General features: G+C 66.8%; 16 protein-coding genes. 4 read left to right on the forward strand and 12 right to left on the reverse strand.

Annotation, left to right across the window (positions count from 1 at the left end):
* Positions 1-25: 25 nt before the first annotated feature.
* The 8 genes from AB0H00_RS00005 to AB0H00_RS00040 all read right to left on the reverse strand — a co-directional run bounded on the left by AB0H00_RS00005 (position 26) and on the right by AB0H00_RS00040 (position 10,919).
* Positions 26-1,120, reverse strand: a complete 1,095-nt coding sequence (locus AB0H00_RS00005; RefSeq protein WP_357260284.1) for an alpha/beta hydrolase family protein — start codon at positions 1,118-1,120, stop codon at positions 26-28.
* 593 nt (positions 1,121-1,713) lie between these two features.
* Positions 1,714-2,778: an alpha/beta hydrolase family protein gene (locus AB0H00_RS00010; protein ID WP_357258307.1), complete on the reverse strand. Its 1,065-nt coding sequence runs from the start codon at positions 2,776-2,778 to the stop codon at positions 1,714-1,716.
* 225 nt (positions 2,779-3,003) lie between these two features.
* Complete coding sequence (gene zomB / locus AB0H00_RS00015) at positions 3,004-4,953, reverse strand: flagellar motor control protein ZomB (protein ID WP_357260287.1); 1,950 nt, start codon at positions 4,951-4,953, stop codon at positions 3,004-3,006.
* A gap of 4 nt (positions 4,954-4,957) precedes the next feature.
* Positions 4,958-5,884, reverse strand: coding sequence for a decaprenyl-phosphate phosphoribosyltransferase (locus tag AB0H00_RS00020; protein ID WP_357258310.1), 927 nt, complete (start codon positions 5,882-5,884; stop codon positions 4,958-4,960).
* Position 5,885: 1 nt separating this feature from the next.
* On the reverse strand, positions 5,886-6,446 hold the full coding sequence (locus AB0H00_RS00025; protein WP_357260290.1) for a phosphatase PAP2 family protein: 561 nt from the start codon (positions 6,444-6,446) through the stop codon (positions 5,886-5,888).
* A gap of 74 nt (positions 6,447-6,520) precedes the next feature.
* The gene (locus AB0H00_RS00030) at positions 6,521-8,461 is read right to left on the reverse strand and encodes a glycosyltransferase (protein WP_357258313.1); all 1,941 of its coding nucleotides are present in this window, start codon (positions 8,459-8,461) and stop codon (positions 6,521-6,523) included.
* Between the two features lie 85 nt (positions 8,462-8,546).
* Complete coding sequence (gene glf, locus AB0H00_RS00035) at positions 8,547-9,779, reverse strand: UDP-galactopyranose mutase (RefSeq protein ID WP_357258316.1); 1,233 nt, start codon at positions 9,777-9,779, stop codon at positions 8,547-8,549.
* A gap of 417 nt (positions 9,780-10,196) precedes the next feature.
* Positions 10,197-10,919, reverse strand: coding sequence for an SDR family oxidoreductase (locus AB0H00_RS00040; RefSeq protein ID WP_357258319.1), 723 nt, complete (start codon positions 10,917-10,919; stop codon positions 10,197-10,199).
* Positions 10,920-11,027: 108 nt separating this feature from the next.
* Between AB0H00_RS00040 and AB0H00_RS00045 the strand changes: the two genes are divergently transcribed.
* Positions 11,028-11,672, forward strand: coding sequence for a helix-turn-helix domain-containing protein (locus tag AB0H00_RS00045; RefSeq protein WP_357258322.1), 645 nt, complete (start codon positions 11,028-11,030; stop codon positions 11,670-11,672).
* A gap of 231 nt (positions 11,673-11,903) precedes the next feature.
* Here the strand turns inward: AB0H00_RS00045 and AB0H00_RS00050 are convergent, their stop codons facing one another.
* From AB0H00_RS00050 to AB0H00_RS00060, 3 genes are all read right to left on the reverse strand, one after another.
* Positions 11,904-12,668: a MerR family transcriptional regulator gene (locus tag AB0H00_RS00050; RefSeq protein WP_357258325.1), complete on the reverse strand. Its 765-nt coding sequence runs from the start codon at positions 12,666-12,668 to the stop codon at positions 11,904-11,906.
* A gap of 166 nt (positions 12,669-12,834) precedes the next feature.
* Entirely contained in the window at positions 12,835-13,122 is a 288-nt protein-coding gene (locus AB0H00_RS00055; RefSeq protein WP_357258328.1) for a hypothetical protein, read from the reverse strand.
* 88 nt (positions 13,123-13,210) lie between these two features.
* A complete protein-coding gene (locus AB0H00_RS00060) occupies positions 13,211-14,887 on the reverse strand; it encodes a SpoIID/LytB domain-containing protein (RefSeq protein ID WP_357258331.1) in 1,677 nt (558 codons plus the stop codon).
* Between the two features lie 211 nt (positions 14,888-15,098).
* Here AB0H00_RS00060 and AB0H00_RS00065 point away from each other — a divergent pair, with 211 nt between their 5' ends.
* Complete coding sequence (locus AB0H00_RS00065) at positions 15,099-17,510, forward strand: N-acetylmuramoyl-L-alanine amidase (RefSeq protein WP_357258334.1); 2,412 nt, start codon at positions 15,099-15,101, stop codon at positions 17,508-17,510.
* Positions 17,511-17,649: 139 nt separating this feature from the next.
* Here AB0H00_RS00065 and AB0H00_RS00070 read toward each other — a convergent pair whose 3' ends face one another.
* The gene (locus tag AB0H00_RS00070; RefSeq protein ID WP_357260293.1) at positions 17,650-18,471 is read right to left on the reverse strand and encodes an HAD family hydrolase; all 822 of its coding nucleotides are present in this window, start codon (positions 18,469-18,471) and stop codon (positions 17,650-17,652) included.
* A 164-nt stretch (positions 18,472-18,635) separates the two neighbouring features.
* On the opposite strand from AB0H00_RS00070, the gene AB0H00_RS00075 reads away from it, so the two are divergent.
* A complete protein-coding gene (locus tag AB0H00_RS00075) occupies positions 18,636-19,613 on the forward strand; it encodes an ABC transporter permease (protein ID WP_357258337.1) in 978 nt (325 codons plus the stop codon).
* 141 nt (positions 19,614-19,754) lie between these two features.
* On the forward strand, positions 19,755-20,675 hold the full coding sequence (locus tag AB0H00_RS00080; RefSeq protein WP_357258340.1) for an ABC transporter permease: 921 nt from the start codon (positions 19,755-19,757) through the stop codon (positions 20,673-20,675).
* Positions 20,676-20,693: the final 18 nt, after the last annotated feature.

The raw sequence follows: 20,693 nt of genomic DNA on the forward strand, positions 1-20,693 counted from the left end.
ACACCGACCGCCACCGGTTTGGCTTTCATCCGCACCTGCGTGCCATACAACCGGCGCGGGATCTCGATCTCGTCCGCGACAGCGAGAGCCACCTCATCCTGAGGGCCTCGTCGGACCAGTTGTTCCAAGCGTGGATGCCGTAGGGCGGGAAGGAGTAGACGGCGTTGCCGCCACCCAACGTCGCCATCCGAACTTGGAACGCGCGGGTGTTCGCCAGCGCCAGCGCCTCCAACTCCATTCCGTTGAGGGTGTTGAAGCTCGGCCCGTCGGTGGCCGAGGGCAGACCGGACGCCGCGGCGATCCACAGGCGCGTGCCGTTGCGGACCAGGTTGGGCGCGAAGACGAACGGGTCCATGTGTAGCCACTGCGGACCCCAGGGCGGCGCCATCGAGTCGACGTTATAGCCGCCGGCGTCCATCATGGCCACGCGAATGGCCTCACGCATGCCCGGCGCGGAGTTGTTCAGGTAGCCGGAGAAAGAACCGGCGAAGCTGAACTGGTCCGGATGGTAGGCGGCCAGCGTCAGCGCGGCGCTGCCGCCCATGGACAAGCCGAAGGCGCCGTTGCGGTTCGGGTTGAACCCGAGCCGGTCGCGCAGGGCCCAGCGCAGATTGTTGGTCAGGAATGTTTCCCACTGGTACCGATAGCTCTTGCCCGGTCCGCCGGCGAACCCGTCGAGCCCGCCGGAGCCGGTGCTCGAGCCGGAGCCTGCCGGCACGCCGAAGAACTCGCTCGGCGCGTTCCAGTCGGCGTAGAAGCTCGACATGCCACCGACGGGCATGACCACGTTGATGTTCTGGCGGGCCAGCACCTCGGGGATGTTGGTCTCGATCTCCCAGCCGTTCAGGTTCTCCGGGGCCCGCAGGCCATCCAGTACATAGACAACGCGGTTGGTGTTGCCATCCGCGGCACGCAGGACCCGGGACTTGATCGGGCCCATGCCGGAATCGACCCAGAAGTCGAAGGCCGCCGGGTTGAACGCCGCCGATGCGGTGGCGCCGGTGCCCATGACGGTGGCGCCGAACGGCAGCAGCATCGCCGCTGCGATACCGACAGCCGACCGTCGCAGCCACGAACCTCTTGACCTATCGAGCCCGCGTCTCCCGCGCGCACTGTGCATCACACTCGACCCTTTCGCTCAGGCGGCCGGGTCGGCAAATTTCTAGCGATCCCCACCGGCCCCCTCATCGGACACCGAGATCTCGACGTCCACCAGGAACGGACGAAACGACCTCTGTGCATGTGCTTCGTGTATCAATCGGAAACGGATGCCTACATGTTGCTGGATAGTGATCCATGCCACAACTACCGACAGGTTTTCCGCTTCATATTCGTTGTAAACGGAGTCGCGGACGACTGCGGAATACGAAAACCGTCCGATACACAAGACACACCGGACGATCTTTCGCCAACCACCGACCGCCCCACACCGTCGGGTGCGCATCTTACGAGCACGTTGTCGGTCCGATTGTCGATCCCTCGACCACAAGCCGAAAGGGCTCCGGAACATAGGCCGGCGGTGCTGCGAAACCAGCACAGCGTCCTACGGCAGGTTCGCGGCCTGTCTGGGGCCGAGTGACGAAGCGCATGCACCGCAGGCGTAAGTCTCAGCGGCTCGACCAAGCCATAAAGGCCGGAACAACTGCGGATATACGAAAGACCGCCCCAGCCCACAAGGGCACAGGGCGGTCTTCACGGACGGCGCCGAACAACTCAGCCGATGTTGGCCGACAGATCCGGGATCATCCGGTACACCTCGTCGGCCCAGTAGTTCCAGTTGTGCACTCCGACGGCTGGGAAGTCGTAGGTGATGTTGCCCGCGCCAAGTGTCAGCATGCGGACCTGGAACGCACGGGTATTGGCCAGCGCCAGCGCCTCCAGACCCATCGCGTTGACCGTATTGAAGCTCAGGCCGTCCGCCGCGGTCGGCAGACCGCTACCCGCGGAGACCCACAGCCGGGTGTTGTTGGCCTTCAGCTGCGGCGCGAACACGAACGGATCCATCCGCAGCCACTGCGGACCCCACGGTGGCGCCATGGCGTCGATGTTGTAGCCACCCGCGTCCAGCATCGCCACGCGTAGCGCCTCGCGCATGCCCGGCGCGGAGATGTTCAGGTAGCCGGAGTACGAACCGGCATAACGGAATTGGTCGGGGTGGTAGGCGGCCAGCGTCAGTGCGGCGCTGCCGCCCATGGACAGGCCGAACACGCCGTTGCGGTTCGGGTTGAACCCGAGCCGGTCGCGCAGCGCCGAGCGCAGGTTGGTGGTGAGGAACGTCTCCCACTTGTAGGTACTGGCCTTGCCCGGCCCACCCACGGAACCGGTCAGCAGACCGGAGCCGGAGTTCGCCGAACCGGTCGACGAGGATCCCGCGCTGCCCAGACCGAAGAAGTCGCTCGGAGCGTTCCAGTCGGCGTAGAAACTGGAGGGGCCGCCGACCGGCATGACGACGTTGATGTTCCATTTGGTCAGCTCGCGTGCGACTTCGGTGTCGATCTCCCAGCCGCTGAGGTCGTTGCGCGCGCGCATGCCGTCCAGCGCGTACACGACGCGCCCGGTATTGCCGTCGGCCGCGCGGAAGATACGCGACTTGATCGGCCCCATCTCGGAATCGACCCAGAAGTCGAAGCCGTCCGGATTGAAGGCAGCGGACGCCGGAGCGGCAGGGCCTGCCACCGACACCCCGAGCGGTAGCAGAACAGCCAGGGACACCAGCATCGAACGCTTGAGCCAGGCCCCTGTTCTTCGAGTATTCAGACGTCCGATCACGCCTCGCATCAGTTTCGACCTTTCGTTATACGGCGACCGTGGCAGCCGTCCGCACGATGACCCGCCGATGCCCACGATCAGCGGACACCACAGCTAGGCGTACGCGCCACAGCCTATCGCGGCATCGATGCCTGGACGTTATCAAAACGAGATAAAGCGGCGCACACCACTTTATCGGATTCGTCCAATGGAACCGCCGGACCCACCGTGAATGGTGAGACTGTGTGGTCGGGATCAGCGTGGCGCGACGGGTTGGGGAAACGGATCGACCAGCCCACAGCGCTGAATCTCGTACTTCGGCACCCGGTCCATCCGGTATTCGGCAAATCGCACCGCATTGCGGAAATTGTGCCGGAAGCGCTCGAACGTGAGCGGGTCGCGGTAGGAGATCATCAGCGCCTGGGTGCCTGGGCAGCCCATCGCAGTGCGCGCCTGGGTCACCCACTTCTCGTCCAGATACCAGGGCATCCACGGCTTCCTGTCCACCATGCCGGTGTCCACGATGACCCAGTCCGGGTACAGGCTCTTGTCGTGCCCGATCCGGCCGTCGGTGAGCCGATCGGTGTGCGCGGCCAGCGGGTAGGCCAGGCCCATCGGATCGATCACCTGGACGTTCAGTGGGACGTTCATGCTGGTCATCCCGAGATTCAAGAAGTAGACCGAGTGGCCGACGCCGCCGACGGGGATGGGCTGCGGCGGTGGAGCGACATACCAGAACATGAAGGACGGCGAATTGAGCAGCAGCCCGCCGTTCGGGGTGGCCGCGATGTCGTCGACCATCGCGCGGATGCGTGGGTAATCCAGGTAATCCTCCGCCAGGATCGGATGGTCGTGACCGGTGTTGAGCACGTAGTAGACGCGCTCGTCGACGATGCCGGTCGAGGTGATCTTCGTGCCGGTCTTGATCGCGGTGGTGTTGGCGGCGAACAGCGCCCAGCCCGCGGTGCCCACGAGCGCGAACAGGACCACCGCGAAGGACCAGTCGGCGGCCGTCGCCGCGCGCAAGCCGCCTTCGGGCAGCCGGATGGGAATCACCGCGACCGGAAGCAACAGCAGGAACAGCTGCGGAAGCAGCATACGGCCGTGCATGAAGTCACCACCGACGCGCAGCGCGTAGAGGGTCAAGATGAATCCGCTGAACAGCACAAGAGTGACCACCGCGCCCGGCGAACGCAGCCGTTCCCTCACCCGCTGTACCGACCAACCACGCTCTTCGTCCGCGGCGTGCTCGGACGACGCCTTGATCCGCTGGGAACGGGCGCGCGCCGCGACCACCCCGCCGATCAGCAGCACCAGCAGCGGCATCCACAAGAAGTAAGGACCGACCAAATTCCAAAGATAGGTGAAGCCCTGACCCCACTTGGCGCCGCCCGCGTCCTTCGCGACCGCGGTGTTCGGATAGGGCAGGCCGTAGTAACCCATCCGCCAGATCTGGTAGCCCAGCGGAACCAGCCCGGCCACCGCGACGATCACCGCGCGCAGCATGATCGGGCGAATCCTGCTCTCCGGCATGGGCGCCAGGAAGATCATCAGCAACGCCAGCGCGCCGACGAGCGTCATCTCGGGACGGATCAGCGGCGCGAGCCCGGCGAGGAAGACCAGGCCGAGCAAACCTGGCAACCGAACCGATTTCGCCTGGCTCCACCGCATCAGCTGCCACCAGAGCAGGCCGATCCAGCAGATCACCAGGCCGCTCTCCAGGCCGGAGGTGACGTAGTCCCTGGCCGGGGGAAGCGCGATGTAGACGAGCACCCCCGCGGGCAGCAGCAAGCCGGAACCGGCCCCGCCCCACAAGCGGGACGACCCGACCATGGCGAACACCACCGCGGCCAGCGAGACCGTCAGTGCGACGCCGAGCACCACATACTCGAGTCGCGCCTGGGTCAGCCAGCTGAAGAACCAGACGAGGTAGGTCCATGCGGTACTGGTATTGGTTTCGACGCGCTCGCCCGCGTTGAAGACGGGGCCGTTGCCCGCGAGCAGATTGCGTACGGTCCGCAACACGATGAGACCGTCATCGGCGATCCAGCGCCGCTGCCAGCCGCCGACCGCGAAAAGGACAACGGTGAGGGCGATCCCACCGACGAACGTGAGCTTGGATAGACGTGCGAACCGCGATGCGGAGGGAGCGAGCTCATCGGCCGGCCCCTCCCCTGCGTATTCCGTTCGCTCCGCGACCAGCATCTCGTCAGGTGAGATAGACAGCGACACCTACCGCTCCGATCCAGGCGATTGCGAGGAACTGGAGGATACGGTCCCCCAGCGCGATCTCTTCGGGCTCACCGGCCTCGCCACCATCGACGTCGACCGCGTAACGCAGGATTGCGATGGTAAACGGAATCATCGAGATGGCGAACCATTCGGTGTGATTCTTGCCGTCCTGCTCGAACGCCCACAGCCCGTAGAACACCACCACCGCCGTCGCGGCCAGCGTCCAAATGAAGCGCAGATAGGTGGGGGTGTAGTACTCGAGCGACTTGCGGATCTTCGCGCCGGTGCCCAGCGCGATCTGCAGTTCGGCGTAGCGCTTGCCCGCCGCCATGAAGAGCGAACCGAAGGCCATGATCAGCAGGAACCACTGCGAGAGCGGGATGCTCGCCGCCGCGCCGCCGGCCACCGCGCGCAGCAGGAAGCCCGAGGACACGATGCAGATGTCCAGCACAGCTTGGTGCTTGAGGCCGAAGCAGTAGGCCAACTGGATCGCGATGTAAATAGTCATCACCACGGCCAGGTGCCACGAAGCCAGGAACGACCCCGCGATCGACCCGGCCAACAGCACCGCCGAGAGCAGGTAGGCCAGGTTCACCGGGACGATGCCCGCAGCGATCGGCCGGAACCGCTTGGTCGGGTGCGCCCGGTCGGCTTCCACGTCGAGCGCGTCGTTGACCAGATAGATGCCCGAGGCCGCCATACAGAACACCACGAAGGCGATGCCGACATGCGCGAGCACCTCCACCTCGGTAGCCGTGCCGGCGGCCAGCGGCGCGGCGAGCACCAGGACGTTCTTCACCCACTGCCGCGGCCGGACAGCCTTGAACAGACCACCGGCCAGCGTCTTGGGCGGACCCTTGACGACGGCCTCGGCTAGGTCGGCGCCGGTCGGCTCTTCACTCATGTCAACCAAAGCTCTTTCTTGTGCGGTCACTATCAAGTCTCTTTTCGGCGGCAAGCAGGGCAGCGGCAGACGCGGCACCAAGCGCGGAACCGGCGAGCACGTCGGAGGGATAGTGCACCCCGAGAACCACCCGGGACAGCAGCATCGGGGGGACGAGCACCGCAGGCAAGGGTAGCCCGGTCAATCGGCCGAGCAACACGGCCGCCGCCGTGGTTGAGGTCGCGTGCGAGGACGGGAAGCTCAGTTTGCTCGGAGTCCCCACGTTGACCTGCACCGACGGATCGTTCGGGCGAGGCCGCCGGACGATGCGCTTGATGACGATCGAGGCCGCGTGCGCACCGACCGCACCGACCGCGACCCCGGCCCACTGCCTACGCCGCGGCTTGTCCACCAGCCAGCCCGCGGCGGCGATGCCGACCCAACCGAGCGCGTGCTCACCGAAGTGCGACATGCCACGCGCTGCGGCAACCACCGCGGGCTTGCTGCCGAGGGTGGCCTGCACGGCGTTGATGACCGCGACCTCCGGCGGCGCCGGCTTGTCCGCCGCCGGTTCCGCGGAGATCGGGCCGCCGTGGCCGTTCGCACTCTGCTGTGGCCGGACCACCGCCGCGCCGTCGGCTGCGTTCGCTCCGAAGCTCACCGCTGTCCACCCTTCGTGTCGTCGCCGATGCCGAAGACCTTCTCCCAGGCCGCCGTGCTGGTCAGCTGCGGGTGTGCGGCACGGTAGCGCTGCTGCATCTCCGGGAAGCGAGCGGCCAGCTCTTTGCGCAGGCGCATTGCCTCCTTGAACAGGCCGAGCGCTTGGCGCGGATCGCGCTTGCGGTAGACCACGCCCCGGCCGTCCGCCGTGGTGACAGTGACGCCGTCGACCTGCGAGAGCAGGAACCAGCGCGCGTCCAGCGTCGGCACGTTCAGCTGCGGGGTCTCATGGTGTTCGGTGTGCGCCGAGCGGAAGTTGTGCACCACGCCTTTGGCCAGCCGGACCACCTTGGCGATCGGGTTGGCCGGCTCGCCGACCGCACCGACGCCGATGTGGCTGGCCAGTGGCAGTTCGGTGGAGGAAGGCAGGATCACCGCATCCGGGTACTGCTTGCGTAGTTCGTGCACCGCGCCGAGCGCGCTCGGCAGCAGCTGGAACAGCCGTTCAGGGCCCGCGAGGAAGTCGCGGATGGCCAGGTTCTGGATCGCAACCGTCGAATACTCCAGGCACAGTAAGTGTTTCAAGGTCGCCTTGATCGTGTTGACGACCATCCCGCGCCCGTTGCCAGGCAGATGCAACGAGGCGACCACCAACCGGTTACGCAGGTGGAAGTACGCCTGCCAGTCGATGGCGTCATCCTTGTCGCTCCAGGCCATGTGCCAGACGGCGGCGCCGGGCAGGGTGACGGTCGGGTACCCGGCGGCGCGGGCGCGCAGGCCGTACTCGGCGTCATCCCATTTCAGGAACAGCGGAAGGGGCTGGCCGAGTTCCTCCGCGACCCGGCGTGGGATGACGCAGGTCCACCAGCCGTTGAAGTCGACGTCGATGCGCCGGTGCAGCAGCTTGGAGTTGTCCCGGTCCTTGAGCGGGTACTTCGAGAAGTCGTGGTCGTACTCGACATTCGGCGCGGCGGTCCACATGAAGATGCCGCGGTCGACGACCTCGCCCATGACGTGCAGGTGCGAACGCTCCTGCAGGTTGAGCATCTGTCCGCCGACCAGCAACGGCGACTTCGCGAACCGGGCGAAGGCCAGTGCGCGCAGGATCGAGTCCGGCTCGATCTCGATGTCGTCGTCCATGTAGACGATGTACTCGGCGTCGGTGATCTTCAGTGCCTCGTACATGACCCTGCTGTAGCCCCCGGAACCGCCGAGGTTGGGCTGGTTGCAGATCGCCAGCCGATCACCGAGCGCCGCGGACGATTCCGCGAAGCCGGGCTCGTCGACCACCTTTTTGGTGCCCTGGTCCGGGATGATCACGGCCTTGATCTTCTCCAGCACCAGCGGGTCCGAGCCAAGGGCGGCAAGGGTTTTCACCGCGTCGGTGGGCCGGTTGAAGGTGGGCATGCCGACCGCGATGCTGCCTTCGCCTGGCGCCTCGACCGGCGCGTACCAGCCGCCGGACAGCAGCGTGACCGCCGTGTCGGTGGTGATGTCGAACCAGATCCAGCCGCCGTCCTCGAATGGGCCGAGGTCGGCCTCGAACTCGACGACAACCGAGTCGGTGCCCGCCTCGACCGCGAACTCCTTGCCCTGCACGTGGATTCGCGAGCCGTCGGCCTTGGACCGGTACACGTCCACGCGTCCGTGTCCGGCCAGTTCCAGCCGGAGCACGACCGAATCGAGGATGCTCCAGCGCCGCCAATAGCTCGCGGGCAGCGCGTTGAAGTAGGTGCAGAACGAGACCTCGGATTCCGCACCGATCGACAGCGATGTGCGGGTGGTGGCATGCGCGCGCCGGGCGTTGGTCGCCGACTCCTCGACGTAGAGGGTTCGCACGTCCAGCGGCTCACCCGGCCGGGGCAGGATGATGCGCTGCAGCAGCGAGGCCGCGCGGGTTTCGATGGTCATGTCTTCCAAGATGGATTGGGAGGTCATTCTGCTCCTGCATTGTTGCGGGATGCCCGCACCCGGACGGCTTCGGTGCGCAGGGATCGGTGCGTGCGGCTCATCGTCCGGTGACTCATCTGGCCTCCTGGTCGTCCACGAGCGGCGCTCCATCTTCCAGGTGCGGCCGCAGCACATTGTCGAACGTGCTCAGCGCGCTGCCGATCGCCATGTGCATGTCCAGGTACTGGTACGTGCCGAGGCGACCGCCGAAAACGACCTTCGCCGTCGCGGTCTCGTTCTTGGCCAGGTCGCGGTAAGCCAGCAGCTTGGCCCGGTCCTCAGGGGTGTTGATCGGGTAGTACGGTTCGTCACCGGTCTGCGCGAACCGCGAGTACTCCCGCATGATCACTGTCTTGTCGGTCGGGTAGTCGCGTTCGGGGTGGAAGTGGCGCGGCTCGATGACGCGGGTGTAGGGCACGTCCGCGTCGTTGTAGTTCATCACCGAGGTGCCCTGGAAGTCGCCGGTCGGCAGCACCTCGGTCTCGAAATCGATGGTGCGCCAGCCCAGCTCGCCCTCGCTGTAGTCGAAGTAGCGATCCAGCGGGCCGGTGTAGACGACCGGTGCCTCCGGGCTCTCGGCGCGCAACTGGTCACGCACCTCGAACCAGTCGGTATTCAGCCGCACCTCGATCAGCTCGGAGGCGGCCATGTTCTCCAGCCACTTCGTGTAACCCTCGCGGGGCAGGCCCTCGTAGCTGTCGTTGAAGTAGCGGTTGTCGAAGGTGTAGCGCACCGGGAGGCGGGTGATGTTGCCCGCGGGCAGTTCCTTCGGATCGGTCTGCCACTGCTTGGCGGTGTAGTCGCGCACGAACGCCTCGTACAGCGGGCGGCCGATGAGCGAGATGGCCTTCTCCTCGAGGTTCTGCGCGTCCTTGGTCTCGATCTCCGAGGCCTGCTCGGCGATCAGCTTGCGCGCCTCTTCCGGTGAGAAGTAGCGGCCGAAGAACTGGGAGACCAGACCGAGCCCCATCGGGAACTGGTAGGCCTGCCCCTTGTGCATCGCGAAGACGCGATGCTGGTACCCGGTGAACTCGGTGAACTGGGTGACGTAATCCCACACGCGCTTGTTGGAGGTGTGGAACAGGTGTGCGCCGTACTTGTGGATCTCGATCCCGGTTTCCGGATCCGGCTCGGAATACGCGTTACCGCCGATGTGATGGCGACGATCGATCACTAACACCCGTTTACCCAGCACCGTGGCGGCGCGTTCGGCAACGGTCAGCCCGAAGAATCCGGAGCCGACGACGATCAGATCGAACTGTGAGGCGGAATTGACGGAGTTACCCGGGGACGATGCGACGGTCACGGGAGCCCAGAGTATCGGAAGTCTCCGCCGCGTCCGGGTGGAGTCGGGTGCGGCACTGGGCTGCGCTGCTCCGGCGGACGGTTTCGCGCCGGGGACATCCGAACTTCGCCGGATGTTTGCCCAAACGGTACCAACCCGCCAGTGAGCGGCGGTTTACTACTCGCCCCAACTGATCGCACGTCGAGTTCGCTGCCGGTCCCGGATTCGAGCAGGGGCGCGATCATGCCACCAGCGCCGACCGGATCGCTATGGTCGGTTACGGGTGCGGATCGCGAAATTCGGCTCGCACGCCGCCACCGGACCGTAGGCCGGTGTGGGCAGCGGTGCCCGAAGACCCGGGGAATCGCGCTGACCAGGGCACGGACGACTGACCCAACCGTTCGTCGGTATCCACGGGCTGCGGTTCAGCGGACGGGTTCAGTCCGGGAAGCCGACGTCGAGCTCGACGTGGTCCCGCTCGGTGTACATCCGCCAGTAGTAGTCGCCCAGCTCGTCATGGCCCATCCTGGCGATCTCGACTGCTCCGGGAATCAGTTCCGGGTGCTCGTCGACGATCCGCTCCGCCTTGCTACCGCCGATCAGCACGCCGATATTGAGCAGCCCGACGTAGACGCCGGTGCCACGTAGTTCGACCTCGAGCTGGCGAATGTAGCCGCGCTGCGCGGCGAGGGCGATGCCGAAGTTGGACAGGTAAGGCAGCGGGCGGCGATCGGACACACCTGAGGAGAACAGGAGTGAACCCTGGCCCCTTTCGATCATGCTCGGGGCGAGCGCCCTGGTCATGAGGATCGGCGAGTGCAGCTTCAGCGCGATGGGAACAGCGAGATCGGGGACGTCCACGTCCAGCGTGGACGGGATGCGGTCGGTCATCTCGCCCGCCGCGCCGTGCATCGCGACCTCGATCGGGCCGAAGCTTGCCTCGATCTTCTCGATCGCGCATGCGATCTGCGCCGCGTCGGTGACGTCGGCGGGAAAGGCGGCGGCCTCGATACCCTCGGCTGTCAGCCTGTCCGCATGCCGCCGCGCCCGGTCGGGGTCGCGCCCGATGACGGCCACCCGGAACCCTTCGCGCCCGAATCTCCGCCCCGTACCGACGCCGAGACCGGGACCGCATCCGAAGATCGCAATGGTTTTGGACATTTCCACTCCCGATTAAGTTGAGACATAGTTCAAGTTTCCGAGCCACGGTAGCATTAACTTGAACGTATGCTCAACATATTTCGAGCAGCCGATTTGTAGGATCGGCCCGTGGACAAGCCGTTACGCAGCGACGCCCAGCGCAACCGGGACGCGCTCGTGACCGCCGCCCGCGCCGTCTTCGAGGAACGCGGCCTGGATGCGCCCCTGAAGGAGATCGCCGCCCGCGCGGGCGTCGCCATCGGCACGCTCTACAACCGTTTTCCCACCCGCGACGACCTCATCGCGGCCGCGGTGGAGGACCGGATCGAAGCCGGAAGCCGCATCGCCGAGGCGGCGTTGGCCATCGACGACCCGTGGGATTCGTTCGCCTACCTCGTCGAGCAGGTCTGCGCGCTGCAGGCGGACGACCGCCTGCTCGGCGAGCTCGCCGTTCGCGCTGCCCCCAGCCGCGCCATCGCAAAGGCGCAGGAACACGGCCACGGCCTGATGCGCCGGATCATCACCCGGGCACAGGAAGCCGGCGCACTACGCGCCGACTGGGTGCTCGAGGACATCGCCTTCATCACCTGGTCGCACACCCGAATCGTCGAGGCCACCACCCATATCGCTCCCGGGGCCTGGCGCCGCAACCTCGCCCTGATCCTCGATGGACTGCGCGCGGAAGCCGCCCACCCGCTGCCGGTCCCCCCGATCACGGAAGGCCAACTGATGCACGCGCTCGGACACGACCCCACCGGCGATGACCGATCGTAACGGCGGCCACGGTCGGGCACCGGTCGAAGCGGATGAGTCTGCCTGCGAGATGTCACCGATGCGGGCGAGGCCATGGCGGCGGCGGATGGTAGCTGCACTGCGGCGGGAAGCGAGGGCGCTTGCGGGGCGGCCGAGTTCGTCGCGAGCTCGCCGAAAGCGAGCCGATCCGGGTGCGGAATGGCCGACGGCCGGTACGCATCCTCTGCGTACCGGCCGTCGGCCAGGTGCGTTCTAGAGTTGCCGCTCGGCGTAGACCTTCATCGCGTCTCGCACGAACTCCGTGGTGCCTGCCCCGTGCACGTCGTAGTTGGCCGCGAATCGCGGGTCGGCGACGTACATCTCGCCGAGGCCGACGAAGGCCTCCTTGACCACCGGGCGACCCTGCCAGCCGATCCCGATCCAGTCGTGGTGGCGCTGGGCAATGGCTTGCACCTCGTCGCTGTCGGGCGCGAGCCCGGCGGCGTGCGCCCGGCCGTAGTCGGCGGCGATGTCGAGATGGGCCTGCTGGAACGCCTTCTTGTCCGTGTCGGAGATCGAGCGCCACCAGCGGTCTCCGCTCTCGTAGGCTTCCTTGCCCCAGCGTTCGATCACCTCGTCCTTGTATTCGGTGTGATCGAAGCCGTCGAAAACTTCTGCTGCCATGAGTTGTTCACCTCTTTCTGTCTTCTGCAGCGTGATGTGGACCGACTCGATCCGACGCCGGATCCGATCCTGTTCCTGCCGAAGCAGTTCCAGGTGTGTGCGCAACGCGGCAGCGGTATCCTGTTCGCCGGCAAGGACTTCGGCGATGACCGGAAGGCCGAGGCCGAGTTCCCGCAGCAGCAGGATGCGTTGCAACCGCACGAGGGAGCCCTGGTCGTAGTAGCGGTAGCCGTTGGCGCCGACCCGGCTGGGCGGCAGCAGCCCGAGCTGCCCGTAGTGGCGCAGCGTGCGACTCGTGGTACCGGCCGCCTTCGCCAAATCCTGAATGGACCATTCTCCGGTGTCCGTCGCCATGACCGTGTTCTCCCTTCTGCTCTCGTCGGTGCAATCAGCATGCAAGTTGACGCTACGTCAAGGTCAACCTCTATTCTTCGGATGTCAGCGATCACCCCGACCGGAAAGGCGCGGGTGTGGGCCGGCACCTTCAGGGCCCCGACTGTCTGGCCGAGCACGGTGTCGGCTAGCCGAACAAGTCCCCAGGCTTCGCAAGTTCGCTGGGAATTCGACGTGCTGCCCACGCGCCGCGGTGCTCCGGCGGCGCCGACGGGCACACCGCGGGCGCGCTGCTCGAGGTCGCCATGGTGACCTCGAGCGCGATCACCACCGGATCGACCGGCTCGAGGCCGAAGGCCCCGTCGAGCGCAGGCCGTGCACGCGGGACCGCAGGACAATCCGAGTCCCGCTCACCGACGCCGCCCGCAGCACTGGCGGACCCGCTGCGCACCCTCGCCTGCCGCTGGGGCAACACGCCGCCCTGACTTTCTTGCGATGAGTGGCACATCGCTGCGGCAAACGTCGAGAGACGCCTCCGTGATGTGCCACTCGTCCGCCAGGTGTCAGGGGTGGTGGGCGGGTCCGATGGAACTGGCGGGCGTCGGCCGCGCGGTACTCGGCGAAGCCGTGCCGTCAGGCGGAATCGCGCCACCTCGAATAACCGGACCACCGGGCTGGACCGGACCAGCAGGGGGCGAACCAGCAGGCGGCATCGAAGGAGTAGGTGGGACCGCACCAACCGGCGGAACCGCACCAACCGGCGGCACCCCACCAACCGGCGAACCCACGCCGTCGGGCGGCATCGCGGCACCTTGCGTAACCGAACCACCAGGCGGGGCCGAACCAGCAGGGGGCACACCGGCAGGCGACACCCGCCCAGCGGGTGGAACCGCACCAACCGGCGGAACCGCACCAACCGGCGGGACCGCACCGGTCGACGGCACCCCACCGGTCGGTGGAACCGAACCAGCAGGTGACGCAAGGGAGCCGGGCGGAACTTGGGTCCCGTCCGGGTCCGGCACCATCTGCAGCAATGTCGTGAAGTCGACCACCCGCGCGCCGAGCGTCGGCGTCGCGATGATGACGCCGTTGGTGTAGTGCCGGTAGGTTCCCGCCTGCTGCGGCAGGATCATCTCCGGTCCGATCGGCTGCCCGACCGCACTGTTCGCGCCGCCGATCCGCCGGTACTCGGCATCGATCATCGACTCGATGATCGGCGCTTGCGTGCGCGGCTCCTCGGGCGCGGCGGTGGCGAACAGGTCACTGGGCGCTGGGCCCACATCGAAGGTGGAGATGTCCGCGGGCTTCCCGCCATCGGGTGCGGCGGAGTACTCCGATCGAAGGATCCGCCCGTCGCGCAGCAGGACCATGCCCGCGGTGGCGGCCACTGCCGCGGTCGCCCGCGGATCCTCCTTCGCGGTGCCTGGATAGACCTGACAGTCGGTGGTGTCGCAGGTCTGCGCGTACGGATACCGCCGCTCGGCGAGGGTGTACGAGCGCGCCGCGATCGCCTGCGCCCGCAGCGCCTCGGCCGCGCCCTTGTCCGCCCAATCGGCCTGCACCTCGGCCGGGACAACGCCGAGCACATAGTCCTCGACATCCACCTGGTTGATCGTGCGGGCTTCGCCGTCCTCGGTGGCCACGCCGAGCGCGCCCCGATAGGCCGGCCCGCCACACAGCGTGAGATGTTCCGCGGCCGGGCGATTCGGACCGGCATCGACCGGATATGCCCACGGGTCGGCGGTCGCGGTCTGCCACAGCACGTCGCCGTCGCAGCCCATCGTCACGACCACGTTCGCGCGGCCGTCGGGCAGCGGGGTCAGATGCGCGGCCTGATCCGGCGCGAGTTCGCGGCCCGCCACCCGGAGACCGGCGTCGGCATAGACATCCAGCGAGGAGTCGTCCTGCTCCACTAGACGGACCCGGACGGCGTTGGGCGGTATGGCGCCCAGAGCGGCGCCGGGGTAGTAGTGCGCGAGGATTCTTTCCGCGCCCCACCCCTCGCGTGCGCTCTCGAAGGCGCCGACCTGGCTCATACCGCGTCCGTGGCCCGGTCCGGCCACGGTGCGGTAGGGCTCGTCGCCCCACCAGCCCCACAGGACGGACGCGATGCCCACCAGCACGGTCGCATTGGCGACCAACACAGGGCGCAGCGAGGAAATCTGTTGGGCACGGGCCCGCCGCCGTTGCCTCGATAGCGGGCGTTCGGCTTGCTCATTCCGGTTCCACGTTCGTCGCATCGGTGCACTCCCACTTTCCGGGACCGGTCGATTCGGCACCTGTCGGCATGTCGAACTAGCCGGTCGCAACACGAGAGCTACATTCGAGCAATCATAATCCTCAACCAGAGGTTTAGCGATGTGACAATTGTGGCTATTGTGATTGTTGATACGTCAGGAAGCAACTCTGATTCTGCTCATGATCATTGGTTCGACCTGATTGGAGACGCTCGTGCGGTACCGCAAACCGAAACGCTCCTACGTGCTCCCGGTTGTCACCACCCTGGCGGTAGCAGCGCCGCTCGGCGCGCTCACGCTCGGTGATTCGACCGAGTACCGCACCGCCACCGACGAGAACCTGGCCGCCGTGCCCGCCCAACTCGCCGAGGTCGTGCTCAACAACACGCCCGACATCGTGCTGCCGCTGCGCGAACTGACCGGACTCGACCTGCCTGATCTACATCTTTCCGATCTGCGCATGCTGCCGATTCCGTCGTCCATCCCGGTTCCGCAAGGACTCCCGCTACCGCCCGGCGTGCAGTTACCCGAAGAAATTCCACTACCCCATCTGAATTTCGGCCAAGCCTCCGGCCGGAATATTCCTTCGCGTCCGATGCCCAACAGTCAGAATTCGATTCCCGAACAGGCCCGGGAAGGCGTTCGTTTCATCGCCGATCCCAGCCAGCTGGAGCCGGGCACCACCCCTGACACCCCCGCGCTGTCACCCGGCGCCGTGCCGCCCGAACTGATGACTCAGCTCGGCGCTCAGGTGAAAGAACTTTCCAGAGACATCCCGTTCAGCATGGTCGCGCTCACCGCCAAAGAGTTGGGCAACACCAAGGCGACGATCCGCGCTCGGCAACCCGACGGCACCTGGGGCCCCTGGTACGACACCGAGCCGGTCGACACCCACCGCACCGACCGCTCCGGTAAGGGCGCCGTCGGCGGCACCGAGCCGATCTACGTGGGCAATACGAACGCTGTGCAGGTTCTGGTGACCCGCAAGCCGACCGAGCGGCAGACCCCCACACCCCTCACGCAGCCGGCCCGGCGTTCGGACGACTCGGCGCAGCAGTCCGCCGACGCGCTGACCGCCGTGCTCATAGATCCGGGGCGCGGCGCCATCGACAGCTCGCTCGACAATGTGTCCGCAGCGCTGCCCGGCAGCGGGCCGAACGTGATCACCCGTGCCCAATGGGGCGCCGACGAATCGATCCGCTGCGACGAGCCGACCTACGACGATGATCTCGGCGGCGTCACCGTCCACCACACCGCCGGTCGCAACGACTACAGCAAATCCGAGTCCGCGGGCATCGTCCGCGCGATCTACACCTACCACGCGAAAACGCTCGGCTGGTGCGACATCGGCTACAACGCGCTCATCGACAGGTACGGCCAGATCTTCGAGGGCCGCTTCGGTGGGCTCGACCGCCCAGTGCAAGGCGCACACGCGGGCGGGTTCAACGAGAACACCTCCGGTGTCGCGCTGATGGGCAACTACGAATCCGAGCAGCCCACGAACGAATCGCTCACTGCGATCGGCCAGTTCATCGGCTGGCGCACCAAAGTCGCGGGGCTGGATCCCAAGGGCTACACCACGATGTACTCGGAGGGCACCCAGTTCACCCCCTACGCGCAGGGTGAGGCCGTGCGGCTGCCGGTCGTCTTCGCGCACCGCGACGTGGGCAACACCAGCTGCCCCGGCGACGCGGCATACGCACTGATGGACCGGATCCGCGACCTCGCGGCCGGCACCCCGGGTACGTCCGGGCCGAACAACCAGATCCCGCCGCACAGCCACACCGATCTGGCGGCCCTCACCGCGCTGACCACCAAGTTGCTGAACATGGTGCAGGAGAACATCATCGCCAGGCACTGGTCGGCGACCGGTGGCCCGGACGGTCCGCTCGGCGTCGCGCAGTCGGACGTGCTCCCCGCGGCGCAGGGCCAGCAATACGCCAAATTCACCAACGGCTATGTCTACACCGCACCGAACGGGCGTGTCGTCGAGGTGCTCGGCGCCATCCTGGACCGTTTCCTCCAGCTCGGCGCCGACGCGGGCATCCTCGGTCTCCCGACGACGAACGCCTACCCGGTCCCGGACGGTCAGCGCGCCGACTTCCAGTACGGCTCACTGATTCTCAACCAGCCCACCGGCATCGTCACCACGGTCTGGAAGACCTACAACGACACCTACCAGCAGGAGATGAGCCGCAGCCGGAACGGTGCGGTGGCAGGTCCCGCTCCCGCAGGCATTCCGGCCGCGGACGTGGCCCGAGCCCGCACTGCCGCCGGGGGCGACCCTGCCTCCACAGTCGACGCAGCTCCGGATGGCAACGCGACTACGGGCGGTGGCCAGTCATTCGCCGGCCCCGCGTCGGCGCACGCAGGCACACCCGCCCCCAACCGTGCCGAAGCACCTGCCGGCTCAGTCCCGGACAACCAGGCCTCCGACAGCGCCCAGTCACCCGCAGGCCCCCCGCAGGCGCACGCGGGCACCCCCGCGCAGAACCGTGCCGAAGCACCCGTCGGCTCAACCCGGGATGTCCAGACACCCGCAGGCCCTGCGCCCGCTGCTATCGCCTCGGTGGGTACCCCGGCACCCGCTGGTGAGCACGCCCCGTCCTCATCCCCGGAGGGCTGAATACCGAACCCGTACAGCGCCACCCTCTTCGGAGCCCGCCGCCAACCAAGCGCGCGGGCTCCGAACACTTCTGCCACAACATCGACCGACCTCGAGAAGACCGTCCAGGTTCCGTCCCGCACGCCGACCATCGGAATATTCAGACCCACCAACGTTCGAGCACCCGGGCCACACCGTCGTCGGAGTTGGATTCGGCGACCTCGTCGGCGGCGGCGAGAGCTTCGGGGTGGGCGTTGCGCATCGCGACGCCGTGGCCCGCCATGGTGAGCATGGGGACGTCGTTGGGCATATCGCCGAATGCGATGATGGTGTCCGCCGCCACGCCGAGCCGCTGCGCGACCACCGCGAGACCCGAAGCCTTGCTGATGCCTGGTGCGGAGAGTTCGATGAGCCCGTGCTCGGTCGAGTAAGTGATGTCGGCGCGCTCCCCGATCAGCGGCGCGAGCACGGTACGCATGTCGGAGCTACGCGCACCCGGTAGGCGGACCAGCATCTTGATGGCGGGAGCGTCGATGACTTCCTCGCGGGCGACAGAAGTGTCGTCGGGATTGAGCCAGGCGTGCTCGTATTGCGGCGAGCTGACGAACTGCGGCGTCACCGCGTCGTGCGCGCTCGCACCGACCCGTTCGGCCGCGAGACCACAGCCGGGCAACGCCCGTTCGGCCAGGTCCGCCAGCCAGCCGAGCGTCGCCACGTCCAGTGTCATGCTGGCCAGCACCCGATCGGCGGCGCTGTCGTAGATCACCGCGCCGTTGCCGCACACGCACAGCGGCGCGTACCCCAGCCCGTCGACCACCGGGTCGATCCAGCGCGGCGGACGCCCGGTGGCGAGCACGAAAGGCACCCCGTCGGTGATCAGCGCGTCCACGGCCGCCCTGGTCCGCGCGGTGACCCGCTCATCGTGATCGATGAGCGTCCCGTCCACATCGGTGGCCACCATCTTCGGCTTGGGCAGGTGCAAGAGCGTCACCTATTCCATCCTGCCGGACGGCCCGGCCGCCCGGCTCACCGCCGGACCGATGCGGACATGCCCGAACACCGCGTGCCACACGCGTACGCACCCGCATCCTTATGATCGGGGGGCAATACCGACGCTGGCCCGCCAGCCGAAAGACCAGAGGACTGATGACCGGCTTCCTGCTACGACGCGCGCTCAACTATGTCGTGCTGTTGCTGCTGGCTTCGTTCCTGACGTTCAGCCTGGCGTCACTGACGTTCCGGCCCCTGGACAGTCTCGAACAACGCAACCCGCGACCGCCACAGGCAGTGATCGACGCCAAGGCCGAGGAGTTGCACCTCGACGATCCCATCCCGCAGCGCTACCTCACCTGGATCAAAGGCATCCCACACGGCGATTTCGGCAACACGCTGGCGGGCCAACCGGTGAGCGAGGAGCTGCCGCGGCGGGTCGCGGTGAGTCTGCGACTGCTGATCGTCGGTTCGCTGGTCGGCACGGTGCTCGGCGTCTTGATCGGCGCGGCGGGGGCGATCCGGCAATACAAGTTCAGCGACTACTTCACGACGGTGGTGTCGCTGCTCGTGCTGAGCACGCCGGTGTTCTTGCTCGCTACGCTGCTGAAATACGGTGCGCTGGAGATCAATTCGCTCACCGGCTCGCAGATCTTCCTCTATACCGGCGAGACATCGGCGAGCAGGATCGACGGTTTCTGGCCGCAGCTGCTCGACCGCGTCCAGCACCTGATTCTGCCCACGGCGGGCCTCGCCCTCGGCGGCATGGCCGGCTACAGCCGCTACCAGCGCAACGCCATGCTCGACGTACTGCAGAGCGATTTCATCCGCACCGCCCGCGCAAAGGGCCTGACCCGCAGCAAGGCGTTGTACAAGCACGGCCTGCGCACCGCCCTGATCCCGATGGCGACGCTGTTCGCCTACAGCCTCGGCGGCTTGATCACCGGCGCCACGTTCACCGAGAAGATCTTCGGCTGGCACGGCGTCGGCGAATGGCTGGTCGACTCGATCAATGCCCAGGACCTGTACGTAGTGGTGACGGTGACTGCGTTCGCCGGCCTGGTTGTGCTGGTGTCGGGCCTGCTCTCCGACATCGTGTACGCGATTCTCGACCCCAGGGTGCGTGTGTCGTGAGCGAGCGAACCATCAACACAGCACCGCCGGTCACGGTGGAGCCGAGCGCTAGCGAGGCGGAGTCGTGAGTGAGCGCAGCGAGCGAACCATCAACACAGCACCGCCGGTCACGGTGGAGCCGAGCGCTAGCGAGGCGGAGTCGTGACCGAAGCCGAAATCATCGTCCAAGGTGCGCCCGAGGTCACCGGTACCGGGCGGCGCAAGCTGGTCTGGCGACGTTTCCTGCGCAACAAGTCCGCCATCGCCGGCGCGTTGATACTGATCGCGCTGTTCGTCGCGAGCTTCGCGCTCCCGCCGTTCCTGACCTACGACTACCAGCAGTTGGACTACACAGCGCTGCTGAAACCGCCGAGCCTCGAGCACCCCTTCGGCACCACCCAGATCGGCCAGGACGTGCTCGCGCAGACCTTGCGTGGCCTGCAGAAGTCGCTGGTCATCGGTGTCTGCGTCGCCCTGTTCTCCACCGCCATCGCGGCCACCGCCGGCTCGGTGGCCGGGCTGCTCGGCGGCTGGACCGACCGCGCCATCATGTGGCTGGTCGACCTGCTGCTCGTGGTGCCGAGCTTCATCATCATCGCGCTGTTCGCGCCGCGCACCAAGGGCAGCGGATCCATTCTGCTGCTGATCGTCCTGTTGGCCTGCTTCGGCTGGATGATTTCCGCGCGCATCGTGCGCGGGCTGACGCTCAGCTTGCGTGACCGCGAATTCGTCAGGGCCGCACGGTACATGGGCGCACCGACCCGCACGGTGATCCTGAGCCACATCATCCCGAACATCGCCTCGATCCTGATCATCGACACCACGCTCACCGTCGGCTCGGCGATCATGGCCGAAACCGGGCTGAGCTTCCTCGGTTTCGGTGTGCAGCCGCCGGATGTGTCGCTCGGCTCGCTGATCGCGGCGGGCACCAAGTCGGCGCTGACCTATCCGTGGCTGTTCCTGTTCGCGGGTGGCCTGCTGATCGTCACGGTGCTGTGCGCGAACCTGGTCGGCGACGGCCTGCGCGACGCGTTCGATCCCGGAGCCAAGCGGGCTCGGTCGAAGAAGAAGGCGCACGCATGACCCATGCGAGAAAGGACA

Source organism: Nocardia sp. NPDC023852 (assembly GCF_040639505.1).
In the GTDB taxonomy this organism is placed as follows: Bacteria; Actinomycetota; Actinomycetes; order Mycobacteriales; family Mycobacteriaceae; genus Nocardia.